The 15,241-nt window shown below is 66.0% G+C and carries 16 protein-coding genes; 8 read left to right on the top strand and 8 right to left on the bottom strand.

Features of this window, described 5'->3' with window-relative positions; all coding sequences use genetic code 11:
• Positions 1–127: 127 nt before the first annotated feature.
• The gene (locus IP86_RS05400) at positions 128–1,000 is read left to right on the top strand and encodes a fumarylacetoacetate hydrolase family protein (protein WP_054161482.1); all 873 of its coding nucleotides are present in this window, start codon (positions 128–130) and stop codon (positions 998–1,000) included.
• A 29-nt stretch (positions 1,001–1,029) separates the two neighbouring features.
• Entirely contained in the window at positions 1,030–2,655 is a 1,626-nt protein-coding gene (locus tag IP86_RS05395) for a thiamine pyrophosphate-dependent enzyme (protein WP_054161481.1), read from the top strand.
• Here IP86_RS05395 and IP86_RS05390 read toward each other — a convergent pair.
• Positions 2,633–4,549 (bottom strand): FUSC family protein, encoded by a 1,917-nt coding sequence (locus IP86_RS05390; protein ID WP_197279636.1) that lies wholly within the window; start codon positions 4,547–4,549, stop codon positions 2,633–2,635. The two genes, IP86_RS05395 and IP86_RS05390, sit on opposite strands and share 23 nt — an antisense overlap.
• Before the next feature lie 155 nt (positions 4,550–4,704).
• Here IP86_RS05390 and IP86_RS05385 point away from each other — a divergent pair, with 155 nt between their 5' ends.
• Together IP86_RS05385 and lldD are read left to right on the top strand one after the other, a co-directional pair.
• Positions 4,705–5,448 carry an FCD domain-containing protein gene (locus IP86_RS05385; RefSeq protein ID WP_054161480.1) on the top strand — a complete coding sequence of 248 codons (744 nt, stop codon included), beginning with the start codon at positions 4,705–4,707 and terminating at the stop codon, positions 5,446–5,448.
• A gap of 9 nt (positions 5,449–5,457) precedes the next feature.
• The gene (gene lldD / locus IP86_RS05380) at positions 5,458–6,621 is read left to right on the top strand and encodes an FMN-dependent L-lactate dehydrogenase LldD (RefSeq protein WP_054161479.1); all 1,164 of its coding nucleotides are present in this window, start codon (positions 5,458–5,460) and stop codon (positions 6,619–6,621) included.
• Between the two features lie 9 nt (positions 6,622–6,630).
• Here lldD and alkB read toward each other — a convergent pair whose 3' ends face one another.
• Both alkB and IP86_RS05370 read right to left on the bottom strand, forming a co-directional pair.
• On the bottom strand, positions 6,631–7,281 hold the full coding sequence (gene alkB / locus IP86_RS05375) for a DNA oxidative demethylase AlkB (RefSeq protein ID WP_054161478.1): 651 nt from the start codon (positions 7,279–7,281) through the stop codon (positions 6,631–6,633).
• Entirely contained in the window at positions 7,278–8,195 is a 918-nt protein-coding gene (locus IP86_RS05370) for a LysR substrate-binding domain-containing protein (RefSeq protein ID WP_054161477.1), read from the bottom strand. Before IP86_RS05370 ends, alkB begins: the two co-directional genes overlap by 4 nt.
• Positions 8,196–8,293: 98 nt before the next feature.
• Between IP86_RS05370 and IP86_RS05365 the strand changes: the two genes are divergently transcribed.
• Together IP86_RS05365 and IP86_RS05360 are read left to right on the top strand one after the other, a co-directional pair.
• Entirely contained in the window at positions 8,294–8,914 is a 621-nt protein-coding gene (locus IP86_RS05365; protein WP_054161476.1) for a pyridoxamine 5'-phosphate oxidase family protein, read from the top strand.
• Positions 8,915–8,983: 69 nt separating this feature from the next.
• Positions 8,984–9,316: a YkgJ family cysteine cluster protein gene (locus IP86_RS05360; RefSeq protein WP_054161475.1), complete on the top strand. Its 333-nt coding sequence runs from the start codon at positions 8,984–8,986 to the stop codon at positions 9,314–9,316.
• Here the strand turns inward: IP86_RS05360 and IP86_RS05355 are convergent.
• Positions 9,313–9,738 (bottom strand): hypothetical protein, encoded by a 426-nt coding sequence (locus IP86_RS05355; protein ID WP_054161474.1) that lies wholly within the window; start codon positions 9,736–9,738, stop codon positions 9,313–9,315. The two genes, IP86_RS05360 and IP86_RS05355, sit on opposite strands and share 4 nt — an antisense overlap.
• Before the next feature lie 232 nt (positions 9,739–9,970).
• Between IP86_RS05355 and IP86_RS05350 the strand changes: the two genes are divergently transcribed.
• On the top strand, positions 9,971–10,366 hold the full coding sequence (locus IP86_RS05350) for a hypothetical protein (protein ID WP_054161473.1): 396 nt from the start codon (positions 9,971–9,973) through the stop codon (positions 10,364–10,366).
• 217 nt (positions 10,367–10,583) lie between these two features.
• On the opposite strand, the gene IP86_RS05345 is transcribed toward IP86_RS05350, so the two are convergent.
• From IP86_RS05345 to IP86_RS05335, 3 genes are all read right to left on the bottom strand, one after another.
• A complete protein-coding gene (locus IP86_RS05345; RefSeq protein ID WP_054161472.1) occupies positions 10,584–10,988 on the bottom strand; it encodes a DUF3307 domain-containing protein in 405 nt (134 codons plus the stop codon).
• Between the two features lie 197 nt (positions 10,989–11,185).
• Positions 11,186–12,091 carry a DUF6537 domain-containing protein gene (locus IP86_RS05340; protein ID WP_054161471.1) on the bottom strand — a complete coding sequence of 302 codons (906 nt, stop codon included), beginning with the start codon at positions 12,089–12,091 and terminating at the stop codon, positions 11,186–11,188.
• A gap of 18 nt (positions 12,092–12,109) precedes the next feature.
• Positions 12,110–12,784 (bottom strand): Crp/Fnr family transcriptional regulator, encoded by a 675-nt coding sequence (locus IP86_RS05335; RefSeq protein ID WP_054161470.1) that lies wholly within the window; start codon positions 12,782–12,784, stop codon positions 12,110–12,112.
• 265 nt (positions 12,785–13,049) lie between these two features.
• Between IP86_RS05335 and IP86_RS05330 the strand changes: the two genes are divergently transcribed.
• On the top strand, positions 13,050–13,832 hold the full coding sequence (locus IP86_RS05330; RefSeq protein WP_054161469.1) for an enoyl-CoA hydratase/isomerase family protein: 783 nt from the start codon (positions 13,050–13,052) through the stop codon (positions 13,830–13,832).
• 49 nt (positions 13,833–13,881) lie between these two features.
• On the opposite strand, the gene IP86_RS05325 is transcribed toward IP86_RS05330, so the two are convergent.
• Positions 13,882–14,937, bottom strand: a complete 1,056-nt coding sequence (locus IP86_RS05325) for a pyridoxamine 5'-phosphate oxidase family protein (RefSeq protein WP_197279634.1) — start codon at positions 14,935–14,937, stop codon at positions 13,882–13,884.
• Between the last annotated feature and the right edge of the window lie 304 nt (positions 14,938–15,241).

Genomic DNA, 15,241 nt, shown 5'->3' with positions numbered 1-15,241 from the left:
GGGGGGGGGGGGTCCACGGGCACTGAGTATGTGGCCTACCCCCACCCGACCGGCCTTACGGCCGGCCACCCTCCCCGCAAGGGGGAGGGAAACCTAAGTCGCTGCGCCATCAAAACGGATCTCAGCCATGACCACCCCTCGCCTCGCCACTTTCACCGTCAACGGCCTCACGCGCTACGGCGCGGTGTGCGATCATGGCGTCGTCGATCTGTCGGCGCGCCATGCCAACGATTATCCGACGCTGCGCGAGGTGATCGCGGCCGGTGCCCTGACCCGGATCGTCGACGAGGCCGACCACACGGCGCCGGACTTCGCCCGTGACGCGGCGAAGTTCGAGCCGCCGATCCCGCAGCCGGAGAAGATCATCTGCGTCGGCGTCAACTATCCGGATCGCAACGCCGAATATAAAGACGGCAGCGAGGCGCCGAAGTTTCCGTCGATGTTCATGCGCACGCCGCGCTCCTTCGTCGGCCACGGCACGCCGCTGGTGCGGCCGAAGGCATCGACGCTGCTCGACTACGAAGGCGAGCTGACGCTGGTGATCGGCCAAGGCGGCCGCCACATCGCAGAGGCCGACGCGCTGAACCACATCGCGGCGATCACGCTGTGCAACGAGGGCACGATCCGCGACTGGGTTCGCCACGCCAAATTCAACGTCACGCAGGGCAAGAACTTCGACCACACCGGCAGCCTCGGGCCGTGGCTGGTGCCCTACACCGACGAGTCGCAAATCGCCGATATCAGGCTGACCACGCGGGTCAACGGCGAGACAAGGCAGGACGACCGCACCTCGCGGATGATCTTCTCGTTCCGCTATCTGATCCACTACATCTCGACCTTCACCACGCTGGTGCCGGGCGACATCATCGTTACCGGCACGCCGTCCGGCGCCGGCGCGCGCGCCGAGCCGCCGGTTTATCTGAGGCCCGGCGATATCATTGAAGTCGAAGCCGACGGCATCGGCGTGCTGCGCAACGGCGTCGTCGACGAAGCCGAATAGTTAGTCACCGCAAGTCACAGGATTCAGAAATGAGCGTCATCACCGGAGGCGAAGCGATCGTGCAGGGCCTGGTCGCGCACGGCGTCGACACCGTGTTCGGCCTGCCCGGTGCGCAGATCTACGGACTGTTCGACGGCTTCGCCAAGGCGCAGCTCAAGGTGATCGGCGCGCGGCACGAGCAGGCCTGCGGTTACATGGCGTTCGGCTACGCCCGCGCGTCGGGCAAGCCCGGCGTGTTCAGCGTCGTCCCCGGGCCGGGCGTGCTGAATGCGAGCGCGGCGCTGCTCACAGCGTTCGGCTGCAACGAGCCGGTGATGTGCCTCACCGGCCAGGTGCCGAGCGCTTATCTCGGCAAGGGTCGTGGCCATCTGCACGAGATGCCGGATCAGCTGGCGACGCTGCGTAGCTTCATCAAATGGGCCGAGCGCATTGAATATCCGGGCCAGGCGCCGGCGCTTGTGGCACGGGCGTTTCAGGAGATGATGAGCGGCCGGCGCGGGCCCGTGGCGCTGGAGATGCCGTGGGACGTGTTCACGCAGCGCGCCGAGACGGCGGCGGCGCTGACACTCGATCCGGTTGCGCCGCCGGTGCCCGATCCGGACCGCGTCGCCGCGGCCGCCAAACTGATCGCGCAAAGCAAGGCGCCGATGATCTTCGTCGGCGGCGGCGCGCTCGAGGCTGGCGACGAGATCCTCGAGCTCGCCGAGATGATCGACGCGCCGGTGGTGGCGTTCCGCTCCGGCCGCGGCATCGTCAGTAACCGGCATGAACTCGGCCTGACCTTCGCGGCCGCCTATCAGCTGTGGCCGCAGACCGATTTGATCATCGGCATCGGCAGCCGCATGGAACTGCCGACAACCTTCCGCTGGCCGTTCCGGCCTGACGGGCTGAAGTCGGTGCGCATCGACATCGACCCGGCGGAGATGCGCCGCTACACGCCGGATGCGGCGATCGTGTCGGACTCCAAAGCCGGCGCGCGTGCGCTCGCCGATGCGGTGAGCAAGGTCGGCTACAGCAGAATTAAGGGCCGCCGCGAGGTGATCCGCGCCGCCACCGCGAAGACGCAGCAGGACATCCAGGCAATCCAGCCGCAGATGTCGTACTTGAAGATCCTGCGCGACGTGCTGCCGGACGACGCCGTCGTCACCGATGAACTCTCCCAAGTCGGCTTCGCCTCCTGGTATGGCTTCCCGATCTATCAGCCGCGCACCTTCCTCACCTCCGGTTATCAGGGCACGCTCGGCTCCGGCTTCCCGACCGCGCTCGGCGCCAAGGTCGCCTGCCCGGACAAGCCCGTGGTCGCGATCACCGGCGACGGCGGCTTCATGTTCGGCGTGCAGGAACTCGCCACCGCCGTGCAGTACAAGATCGGCGTGGTGACGCTGGTGTTCGACAACTCGGCCTACGGCAACGTCCGCCGCGATCAGTTGCACGGCTTCGAGGGCCGCGTCGTGGCGTCGGACCTCGTCAATCCGGATTTCGTCAAGCTCGCCGAATCGTTCGGCGTCGGTGCATCGCGGGTCACCTCGCCTGATCACTTCCGCCCGGCGCTGGAGAACGCGCTCGCCGCTGGCGGCCCGCAACTGATCGCCATCGACGTCCCGCGCGACAGCGAAGCCAGCCCGTGGCCGTTCATTCACCCGGCGAAGCCGTAATCGGCTCGCGCTGATCGTTGCGATCGGCAGCGCCCCGCAGCGAAGCTGCGAGGCGCTGATGCCATGCCACGGCGGCGTGGCCGGCGAGCCGGCGCACGTCCATCAGCACCGCGGCCTGCTCGGTCGACAGCCGCTGCCGCCAGCGCAGCAGGCCGCCGAAGTCGTGCAACGCGATCTCCGCCTCGATGCTGGCCATGCCGGCCGCCCGCCGCAGCCGGTGAATGGTCTCGATCGGCGCATCGGACAGCACCGCGTCGTGATAGGCCCGGTTGGCGTCGTGGCTACGCTCGATCCGCGCCTGCAGCGGCGGGCCGAGTTCCGGCCAGAACACGATCACCGACAACAGCGCCGCGATGCTGCCGATGACGTTGTCGAGCATGCGGGCCGAGGCAATGCCGGTCCCGGGCTGCAGCATCTCGGCGACGATGATGAACAGCATCGTCAAAAAAACCACGAAGGCCGTGTAGTTGACGCTGCGCAGCGATATCGCGGCCGTCGCCAACGGCACCGATACGGCCGACAGCAACACTTTGGCGTCGGTCACGTGAAGTAGCGCCAGCGCCAGCGAGCCGCCGAGTAGGCTTCCCAGAACCCGCTCGATCGTGCGCGTCCAGGTCGAGCGGACGCCACCTTGGAGAACCACGACGACCGCCATCGTGGCCCAATAGGGATAGCCGAGATCGAACGCGAGCGCCGCGGCATAGACGGCGACGACGCCGGCCGATTGCCGCGCCGCCTGGCGCAAGCCGGGCCTCAGCCTGTCGCGCCACGTCAAACGATCGGTCTGTGGAGCGGACTCTTCCGAGGGGCGGCGCCGACCGCGATCAGCCATCAGGACCAACGCATCTTCCAGCGCGACAACGCATCCGGCGAGAAGAGGATCGGATAGGCGCGCGCGTAACATAGCGAGCCGCGAGGGGCCACGCCGCACGCTGAACAGCTTCGCCGGATCGTGGCGAACGCGACGCACGTATCGAAGCGCAATGCCGAACGCGCGTGTCACAGCCGCCCGCTCCTGCGCCGAGCCCAGCCCGTCGATGAAAGCCTGATCCAGCGCGATGAGCGCGCTGAACACCGTCTCGGCGAATTCCAGTAGGCGCCGCGTCGGCTCGGTTGCCGCTTCAGGCTCGCCCGCATAGCGGCCGAGCAATCCGTGCAGCCGCTCCAGCGCCAGCCGCACGGCGCGGCGATGCTCGGCGTGCTCGCTGTGCCAATGCGTATCGCGATGCGAGCCGCGTCCGATCGCCAGCAGATCGCTCGTCATGTCGGTGAGGCGGGCTAGCACCGCATCCCCGTTCTGGCGCAGCGGCGCCGCTGGATCGATCCGCCAGATCCAATTGATCAGCAGCCACGCCCATCCGGCACCTGCCAGGAAAGCCGCGGCCTGCACGGCCGCCAGATCGAGCGGTCGCGGAAAGCCGACCGCGACGACAGCCACCACCGCAAGCAGCGTCCCGAGCAAGGCGCCGTAGGCAACGGACGACGCCAGCAGGATCACGGCGAACACCAACAGCGGACCGGCGACGAGTCCGGCAGCCGGCGCCAGCGACGCGGCCCATGCGCCGACGAAACTAATCACCGTGCCGAACACGACGAAGCTCAGCAGCAGACGGCGGCGCAAGCGGTCCGAGCCGGGACTGTCGCACAGGCAGGTCCAGAACGCGGCGAATACCGACCAGCCCATCCAGCTTTGTCCGGAGCCGACAGCAATCAGCAGCGGTACCGCGACGGCGACGGCGGCGCGCGCGCCTTCGGCGAGGCTGAACTGTTCGGGCGCAAGGCCGATCGCGCGCAGCTCCAGCCGCCGCGCCGCCCAGCGCAGCCAGCCCGCGGTCGACTGCATCACCGGCGCCCGCGCTTTGGCCGGGCGGGTCCGCATCAGACCTTCGTTCATTGCCTCTCTCCACCGGCAGGTATTCGGAGCCGAATTGGTCAGACCAATAACTGACTTGATCCAGATCAATTGAGGGCATATACCGCAGAAATATCAGCGTCTACCGCATCCTGGCGCGCCAACTGGTCTTACCAATATCAAAGGTTGTAACGTCCATGGTTTCCGTAGCGGGCCGGATCGAAGCACTGATCGCGGCACACAACCTCACCCCAGGGGATCGGCTGCCGTCTGAGCGGCAGCTCGCCGCCGATTTCGGCGTGTCGCGGCCGACCCTGCGCGAAGCCATTCGCCAGCTTGCCAGTCGCGGCGTCCTGGTCAGCCGCCGCGGCGGCGGCACCTTCGTCAGCGCCTCCGACGAGTCCGATCCGGTGCGCAGCGCCCTGCTGCCGCTGGCGTCGCTGGCGCGGAGCGAGGCCGGCTATTGGCGCGACGTGATGGAAATGCGTAGGCTGATCGAGGGCGAGACCGCGTACTTCGCCGCACTGAGAGCCGACGAGGCCGACAGAGCGCGGCTCTGCGCTGCCTATCAGGGCGTGGTGAACGCACCGGCCGACGACGTCGAGTCGCAGGCGCGGCTCGACGCCGCCTTCCACATGGCGGTCTGCACCGCGGCCCACAATGTGGTGCTGCAACAGGTGATGGCCGGGCTGCTCGGGCTGTTGGAAGCCAGCATCTCGCAGAGCCTTCGCCGGCTCTATCACCTGCCCGGCATTCTCGCCGAACTGAACGATCAGCACCGCGACATTCTCGACGCCGTGATCGGCGGCGATGCCGACAGCGCGCGCGACGCGGCCGGCCGGCATCTCGATTTCGTCGAGCAGCGTCTTGCGCTGATCGAAGACGACGCACAACGCCAGCGCCGGGCCTCGCGCGCGCAACAACACATCGCTCAGGAGTGAACGCCCGTCATGATCATCTCATCTCCGCTGGATTTTCGTGAAGCCGCCCGTCGCCGCCTGCCGCCGTTCCTGTTTCACTACATCGACGGCGGCGCCTATGCGGAGCAGACGCTGCGGCGCAATTGCGAAGACCTGCAGCGGCTGGCGCTGCATCAGCGGGTGCTGAAGGAGGTCGGCGAAGTCGATCTGTCGACGCGGCTGTTCGGCCGCGACATCACGCTTCCGGTCGGGCTCGGGCCGGTGGGGCTGACCGGCATGTACGCGCGCCGCGGCGAGGTTCAGGCGGCACGCGCCGCGACGAAGCGTGGCATCCCGTTCACGCTCTCGACCGTCTCGGTGTGTCCGATCGAAGAGGTGCAGAGCCAGGTCGATCAGCCCATCTGGTTTCAGCTCTACGTGCTGAAGGACCGCGGCTTCATGGCCAACGCACTGGAGCGCGCCTGGGCGGCCGGGGTTCGCACGTTGGTATTCACCGTCGACATGCCGGTGCCGGGCGCGCGCTATCGCGATGCGCATTCCGGCATGTCGGGCCCGCACGCCGCGTTCCGCCGGATGCTGCAAGTGATCAGCCATCCGCGCTGGGCGTGGGACGTCGGGCTGCGTGGCCGGCCGCACGATCTCGGCAATGTCAGCACCTATCTGAAGAAGAAGATCGCGCTCGACGATTACGTCGGCTGGCTCGGCGCCAATTTCGATCCGTCGATCGGCTGGCACGATCTGCAATGGATCCGTGACAGCTGGAAGGGCGAGATGATCCTCAAGGGCATCCTCGATCCGCGGGACGCCCGCGATGCGGTGCGGTTCGGGGCCGACGGCATCGTGGTGTCCAACCATGGCGGCCGGCAACTCGACGGCGTGCTGTCGACCGCGCGGGCGCTGCCGCCGATCGCCGATGCGGTCAAAGGTGATCTCACCGTGCTGGCTGATTCCGGCATCCGCTCCGGCCTGGACGTCGTTCGCATGCTGGCGCAGGGCGCCGACGCGGTGCTGCTCGGCCGCGCCTTCATCTATGCGCTGGCGGCCGCCGGCGAGGACGGCGTCAGCAAGCTGCTCAAACTGATCGACAAGGAAATGCGGGTGGCGATGACGCTGACCGGCGCGCGCCGGATTGCCGATATCAGCCGCGACAGCCTGGTCTCGGCCGGGATCGCCGAGTTCGATCTGGCGGCCTGACGCCGCGCGTCACAGGGCCTTGCGAAACGTCAGGTTGATGCGCTGGCGGCCGAGCAGCGGATGCTCGCCGTCCTTCAGCGTCAGCACGCCGTGATACACGAGGCGCGACGGGCCGCCCCACACGAAGACGTCGCCGTGACGCAGCTCGTAGCGGCGCGGCTTGTCGCCGCGCGCCATGCCGCCGAACTGGAACACAGCCGGCAAACCGAGCGAAACCGAAACGATCGGCGCGTCAAAGTCGCGCTCGTCCTTGTCCTGATGCAGCGCCATTTTGGCGCCGGGCACGTAGCGATTGATCAGGCAGGCGTCGGGGTCGAAATTCGTGAAGCCGGCTGCGGCTGCGGCGCGCTGCGCGAGATGGCGCAGCACGGCAGGCATCTCGGGCCAGGGCCTCGCGCTTTCGGGATCGTCCGGCGAATAGCGATAGCCGCGGCGATCGGTGACCCAGCCGGCCGTGCCGCAGCTCGTCATCGCGACTGACATCGTGTGGCCGCCCGGCGTCATCATATGGCGAAACGGCGCGCGCGCCACCACCGCATCGATCGCGGCAAGCAACTCGCGCTCCTCGGCGCGGGCAAAGCCTCGCAGCAGCGCGGCGCCAGGGGCAATGTCTTCGCGGCGTGGCGGCTCGTCGAAATGATCGAACAGATCCGCCATCATGCCCCGCTCCGCTCGGCGTCGCTGCCGAAGCGCCAGTCGCCGGCCGCCACCGCAAGGTCGATGAAAGCGCGCACCTTTGCCGACAGCAGCCGCGACGTCGGATAAACGATCGCGATCGGCAGCGGCGGCACCTCGTAGTCCGCCAGCACGATCTCCAGACGGCCCGCGGCGATCGCATCCGCAGCCTGATAGGCCAGCACGCGGGTCAGCCCACCGCCGCGCTCGGCATCGAGGATCGCGACATCGGCGACGTTGCTGACGAAGCGTGGCGCGCACGGCACACGCACGTCGCGCCCATCGACGACAAAGCGCCAGTCGATCTGGGCTCCGGTCTGGCCGAAGTGAACGATGTCGTGCGCAGTGATATCGGCCGGCATAATAGGTGTGCCGCGCGCCGCCAGATAGTCCGGCGCCGCCACGACGATCCGCCGCATCGCACCGAGCTGCCGCGCCACCAGGCTCGAATCCGCCAGATGACCGATCCGAACCGCGCAATCGACGCCGTCGTCGATCAGATTGATCATCAGATCCGACAGTCTCAATTCGCCGGCGACTTCCGGGTAGCGCTTCAGATAATCCGACAGCAGGGGCGCGATATAGCGCCGGCCGAAGCCGACCGGCGCCGACACCACGAGCCGCCCCGACGGCGTCACGCGCTCCGCCGAAGCCGACGCGTCGGCCTCTTCGACATCGGCCAAGATCCGCCGCACGCGCTCCAGGTAGCGTGCACCTGTGTCGGTGAGCGCGACCGAGCGCGTCGTCCGCTGCAGCAGCCGGGTGCCCAGGCGGTGTTCCAGCGTTGCAACCAACCGCGTTACCGCGGACGGCGACAGCCCGAGTTTCCGCGCCGCCGGCGCAAAGCCCTGCAGATCGGCAACGGCGACGAACGCGCTCATGGTGTCCAGACGGTCCATGTCACTATTTCAAAACGAGCAACAATGAAGTGTCAAATCACCTGATTGTTCTGAGAACAAGAAGTGACGATCTTGGGGACAGTAAGCAGGAGGGTCTCATGACCGAAGCATTGCACGTCTCCAGCGACATCGCCTTCACCCCGGTCGTCAAGGCAATCCAGGCCCGCAAGGGCTCACGCGACACTTATGCACGCGTCGAGCGCAATGGCGGCTGGGCGACCGCCATCGACGACAATCTGGCGGCGTTTCTGCAAGCCCAGACCAGCGTGCTGCTCGCGACCGCGAGCGCCGATGGACAACCCTACATCCAGCACCGCGGCGGGCCGGCCGGCTTCCTCCACGTGCTCGACGAACACACCATCGGCTTCGCCGACTTCAAGGGCAATCAGCAGTTCATCACCCAAGGGAACCTGGCCGAGAATCCAAAGGCCTATCTGTTCGCGATCGATTATGCGCACCGCCGGCGGATCAAGCTCTGGGGACGCGCCAAGGTGATCGAAGACGATCCGGAGTTGGTCGCGCGGCTGATGCCCAAGGGCTACAAAGCGCGGCCCGAACAGGCGATCCTGTTCGAAGTCGAGGCCTGGGATACGAATTGCCCGCAGCACATCCCGCAAAAATTCGACGCCGCAGACGTTGCCGCGGCGATCACCACGCGCGATATCCGGATCGCGGAACTCGAAGCTCTGCTGGCAGCCGCCACGCAGCCGAAGGAATGATCGACAATTTCGCCGGTCCGTCGTCGCCGGCTGGTTTCGCGCACGAACTTGCCGGGCTAAAGGAAGCCGATGAGTGCGCTTACCCCCATCGAAGCCGTTAGCCCGTGTCAAAGCTGCGGCGCCTGTTGCGCCTATTCGGCGAACTGGCCGCGCTTCACGGTCGAGGACGACGCTGCGCTCGACGCGATCCCGGCAAACCTCGTCAACGAACGCCTGTCCGGCATGCGCTGCGATGCCGACCGCTGCGCGGCGCTCAGCGGAACGATCGGCGAGACCACCGCCTGCACGATCTATACGCTGCGGCCCGAGGTCTGCCGCGAGTGCCAGCCGGGCGATCCGGAATGCGCCATGGCCCGGCGGAAGCATAAGCTTCCGCCGCTGCCTGACGCCCGTCCGATCTAAGCCAGCCCGATCAGGCCGGTCTGGCTCGCCGGCGTATCGTCTTCGTCGAGATCGTCCTGATCCAGCGGCGCGAAGCTCGACAGCGGCTTGGTCGACAGCGTGATCGCCTTGCGGTGGCTGTAGGTCGACGACGGCCGATGGCGCGGCTTTGCCGTCTCTCGCGCGAGCGCTGCCAGAACGGAACCGACCCTTCCACCATGATGGATCAGATCGCGCTCGTCGCAGCTCGCCGCGATGGTGAGCGCCAGGGCGTGAAGATGCGCCCGGCGGTAGCAGAACAGCGCAAGTTGGGCACGGACGTCGGAAGAGACACTTTCGACCAGGGCCGGCAGTCCGTGCTCATTGGCGCGATACATCGCACCGAGGAGATCATCCCGGACGGGACAGTGGTCGTTTTCGAAGGCTTCACGGCTCGACAACATCGGCGTTACTCCGAGGCGACTACGATGCCGAGGATGCGGTCGAAGTTGTTAATGAGCTCTTAACTATCGCCCCTGATACCTCCCTGTCGCTCCCCTCGATTCGCATGGAACGAAAACGCGATCACGTTTTTACGATCGCCCGGAATTGATCACTTCCGCCGACAGATTCGCGTTAACATTTCGCGAATGCGGCGATCTGGTCGCATTTGTTCAGTCACGACGGAGAATTCGAATGAGCGATCCCGTGACACTGTTTCCGAACCTGCTGGCGCCGAGCGCCAAGTCCTATGCTCCGGCCGGCATCACCTTCTGGGAAAACGAAGAAACTATTCTCGCCGGCATGAAAGATTTTTCCGATGGATGGTTCGAGCGCCGGCGGGTTGGCACCCATGCGGCTCTCGAAACCGCGCGGCGGATCGGCGAGGCGACAACCCCGCTCGATGCGGTTCGCGAATATCAGGACTGGGTGAGCGGCGCGATGGCGCGGCTGCTGGAGGACGTGCTCGCCTTCCAGCAGCAGTTCACCAAGGCCAACGCCAAGATCGCCGCGCACGGAACCCAGACCGCTAGCGTGCCGCCTGCCGATGTCACCACCACCAGCGGCGTGGACGACCGGATCAGCGCCTGATCGGCGACGTGTATCGCACGCGAATAGGCTCACCGGCGCTCGATGGCGCCGATGAGCGAAACGTGACGTGGTTATTGGACCGTGCTCGATGCCGTTTCATCGATCGGATCGCGTCATGCCTACTGATCGTCGTGCTCAAAGCCGCTCAAGAGCGTCCGCCAGCGTAGTGAGGCTCGGCACGCAGACGTAGCAGGACGCCGACGCATGATTCCCGCGCTTATGGATTCGCGGCGAGCACCACGGCCAGACCAAATCCGGTGAGGTGATGGAGTGCCTGATCGGTTCCGATCAGCCACCAGAACCAGCGTGATTCCTGCGTGACGTCGAAATGAGCGACGCAGAATCCCTTGGTGCGGTCGATCGCCAGATGGATGGCGAAATCGATCAGGCCGATAAACCAGTAGCGTGGCGCCAGTACCAGCATCACCGCGGTGGTCAGCAGCAGATGCACGCCGCAATGCGCCAGCAGCGGCAGCGCCCACCCGGACTTCTGATCCTTGCCGAGCGCCATCCATTTGTTCTGCAGATAGAAGTCGGCCGCGACGTGCTTGACGGTGAGCACGAGCATCCATCCGACGAGCGCACCAACGGAGACCGTCGACGACAATTGGGGAAGGATCAATCTCACGCCCTTTGCCTGGGCCCGAGGAAGCATCGCGGCATGAACAGGCAGCGCTGTTCGTCGTCCGGAGCTCCGCGCGGGCGCTGAGCATCTCCACCGGTCAAGGACCGTGGCTCCTTTATGACACTTCTGGTTCCAGAATGCACGTGGCGGAAACTGCGGGGCGCGGCGGCCCACCAACTTTCCCGATGGTGGGGTTAGGGCCCGCTCGCGGCCGTGGCCATGGTCGTTGCCGGGGTCGCAACTGCCGTCGCACGGGCGCGAATGGCGGCGATGGTCCGCTTCAGCGCCGTTTGCCGCCGGTCGGGGACCGCCGCTGCGCGCGCCTCAGCAATCGCGGCTGCGAGATCGTCGAGCTGCAGGGTGCCGGCGAACACCGGCTTGACGAGAGTGTCGATGATCAGAGTCCAATTGGCGAGGCCGTACCGATAAGCATCGCCGTAGCCGCCGATCATGGTGGCGCTCTGCAGCACCGCCCAGACCGCCTCCGGCCGCTTGGCCAGACACCGGTCGATCATATGCAGCCAGCGCTCCACCCAGATCCGTTCCTGGGCGAAGCGGATCGACAACATCCGCCAGCGCCGCAGCCACGCCTCGATCCGCAGTCGGCGAATGCCCAGCCAGTCGGTCGCGTTGAAGCGAATCTTCAGCGGCATGTGCTGCCAGCCCAGCGCCCCGAGGACCTTCAGGATCGGGTTTGCAACGACGATCGGCAGTGCCGACACAACCTCGTCGATCCGAAACCGGCATTTGCGATCGACCCGGTTGCGCGGAGCGCCGTCCGGCCCGATCGCCGCCTCCTTCAGCGCGAGCTGAGCCAGCCGGATCGGATCCTCATACGTCATCCGCGCCGCCATCAGCCGCGCGATCTCGATCAGCAGATCCTCGCCGATATCGAGGCGGCGAGCGAACCGGCCGATCCGCTCGAGATAGAGCTGCGCGTAGCGGCGGTTCTGGTATTCGACCAGCCGCTCCACCGCCTCGCGCACCAGCCGCTCGACCCGCGGAGACAGCCCGCTCGGAAGCTCGAGCGACACGACGCCGTCGCGCTCCCCGAGCAGTTCGGCGAGCGTGGACCGCAGCGCATCGATATAGCCAGCCACTGTTCCGCCCTCGCCACGCTAAGCCGTTTCGGTGGCGACTTCGACCGGCACCGCAAGGTGAGCTTGCGCCAGCCGCGCTTCCAGCGTCTCGATATTCTGAAACAGCCGCGCGCTCGCGAGCCGCAGGAAGTAGAAGCCAAACTCGGGATTCTGCACATACAGCTCCTCGACCTGCCGATAGCTGACGCCAAGCACGACGCCGGCTTCGATGCATTCCAGCGTCTGGGTCCGGGTATGCGACGGCGACAGCATGCCCAACTCGCCGACGATCGCGCCGACCGGCAATTCGATGCCGGACTCCACCAGGCGGAAACGGCCGCTGACGATGTAGAACATGTGCTCGGCCTTCTCGTCCTTGTAGAACAGCTCCTCTCCGGCAGCGCATTTGCGCTCGGTCATGAACGGCTTCAGCCACTCCATCGACAGGTCGCTGTTGACGGACTTCTTCACGTCCCGCACGAGCTGCAGCATCTGGTGCAACCGCCAGACGTTGAGCGGCAGCAGCACTGCATGCAGCGCCAGCGTCGGATAGTTGTGGGTGGGGATCGACACCGCGATCAGCATGGCATTGGTCAGGATCCCGAACACGCGCAGCGGGATCATGGTCCGCATCGTGGCGGTGGCGACCACGAAGATGGTCGCGAATACGCTGCCCGCCATGCCGGCATGCTGGGCGATATGGGCAATATCCATCTTTGCCAACCCGTGTTCGAGAACCTGATCGAGACGCCGACATGCGCAGCGGACACCGGACCGCCAGAGCCGCGCGCCCGGAATACACGTTGAAACGGACCGGAGTATAAACAACCCGGTACCGGGAGCGCCACCGGCCCGGATCGGCCCGATCATTGACGTGCGGGGGCCGACGCAGGCATGTGATCTGGAGCCAGCCGGGATCGCCCGAGGCGGCGCGGTGAGGGTCGCGCCCCACCTTCCATGTCCCCAGGAGTTCGGATTGATGTCGGACACGGACGGCGACAGCACGCCGCTTCTCAGCCTCGACGGCCCGCGCGCCATCATCCGGTTGAATCGGTCGAAACATCTCAATCGCCTGCTGGCCGAAGATCTCACCGCACTGCTGAGCCAATTCGACCAGATCGACGCCGATCCGGCGGTCCGCGTGCTGGTGCTCACCGGCACCGGCCGCGCGTTCTCGGCCGGGTTCGATCTCGGCCAGATCGCCGAGCGCGCGGCCAGCGACACCGAGAGCGAATCTCCAGGTGCGGCGTTCGAACAAGTGGTCGACCGGCTGGAGGCGCTTCGGATGCCGACGATCTGTCGGTTGAACGGCGGGGTCTATGGCGGCTCGACCGATCTGGCGCTGGCCTGCGACTTCCGCATCGGCGTCGACAGTGCCGAAATGTTCATGCCGGCGGCGCGGCTAGGGCTGCATTATTACCCGAACGGCATCAAGCGCTACGTCACCCGCCTCGGCGTCGACAACGCCAAGCGACTGTTCCTGACCGCTCAGCGTATCGACGCCGCCGAGATGCTCCGGATCGGCTATCTGACACAGATGGTACCGATGGATCGGCTCGACCGCGAAGTCGATGCGCTGGCCACGACGCTCGCCGGCAATGCGCCCAACGCCGTCGCCGGCATGAAGCGCGCGATCAATGAGTTCGCCCGCCAGGCACTCGACGAGCAAGCTGCCGATACCCGCGCTCGCTCATCGATGCGCAGCGACGAGATCCTCGAGGGCATCGCCGCTTACAAAGAGAAGCGTCCGCCGCGGTTCTGAGGCAGGACAGAACGTCGGATGACTCGCGTGAGCGACGACGTGAGGGTCGTCAGTACAGATTGTTCTTGTACTCCTTGTCCAATCCCTTCTTCAGCAAGCCGGAAACGCCGGGTACGGACAGTGCGGCGCTGGTGAGGCGGGCGCCTAATCCGGCATTCCTGTTCAGTTTGATGTGCTCGACGAACAGCTTGGCGGCGTCGATCCCGTGGGTCGGCGGATGCAGCGGCCAAAGCTTGGCGCGGCGAAGCGCGGGACTATCGTGCAGCTCGATCGTCACATCGTCGATCGCGGTCACCAGCGCCGGGACTTTGCCGTCGACCGCGAAAGCGGTCCGTTTGCCCGCATCCGACGTAATCCGGGCCAGCCCCGATAATAGAGCGATCGAATACGCGCCGGGGATCAGCAGCGCCGCCGCCACACGCGGCTGCAACAGGATATTGCGGAAGCTGTCGGTGCGACGATTGCCGGGTCGATCGGCGAACCAGGCGCAGCCGTCGTCGAGTCGAAGCAATCCGGCCGGATCGCCCTTGGGGCTGAGATCGGTACGTCCCGCTGCGTCACACGTCGCCAGCGCCATCAGACGGCTCTCGGCTGCGAAGCCTTTAACGTCCTGCGGCGCAGTCGCGAGCGGCATCGCCATCCAGAATTCGGAGCGCAGCAACGCCTTGCCGCAATGACCGTAACATTGCTCCACCTCGATACAGATCTCGTTATCGCGCACCTCCGTGATGCGACCGTTGATGCGCAACATTTCCACGGTGCCGGGCAGCAGGAACAGCGAGCCGAACCCCTGTCCGGGCCTCGCCGGAGCGGGATCGTCGAGCACAGCTTTGGGCAAGCGGAGCCGATGCGCGTCGGCGCTCGCGAATCCAGCCTCGCCACCGCCGAGGGTGACGGCCACCGCCCCCGCACAGGCAAAGCCGGCGAACAGGATCGGCGACGCCGCAATCCAACGCAAAGCACCGTCGTCGAGGTGATCGATCACCTTGAGGTTCATTAAGTCTGGCGTCGTCCCGACAACGGCTTCCAGATCGGCCACCGAACGAATGCGATCATTCATTCGAGTACTCCTTTCGCAATAGCTGCCGGGAGCAACCGGCAGCACTTACCTATAAGGCCGCGAGCGGTTGGCGGTATCTGGCGGATATGCCAGTTTATTTCGAGATCCGGCCAATCCCACCTGAGCATCCATCACTGGTGCCGATCCTCGACCAACAGCCATTTCCGATGACTGGATCGAGCCGGACAATGCGCCCGGTCGCGTCGTCGCATACAAAATCACATGGGCCGGCTCGGCTCAGGAACTGGCGCCGCATCGACACGCGATGTGGTTTCCCGGCGGCGCGATGCACGCCATCCAGGCATCGAGGACGGTGGAGGGCTACGACGTGTTTATCGAGCCAGAGATG

The organism is Rhodopseudomonas sp. AAP120, from assembly GCF_001295845.1.
Classification (GTDB): Bacteria; Pseudomonadota; Alphaproteobacteria; order Rhizobiales; family Xanthobacteraceae; genus Rhodopseudomonas.
The sequence above is the reverse complement of the archived record's forward strand: the minus strand, read 5'-3'. Positions and strand labels throughout refer to the sequence as shown.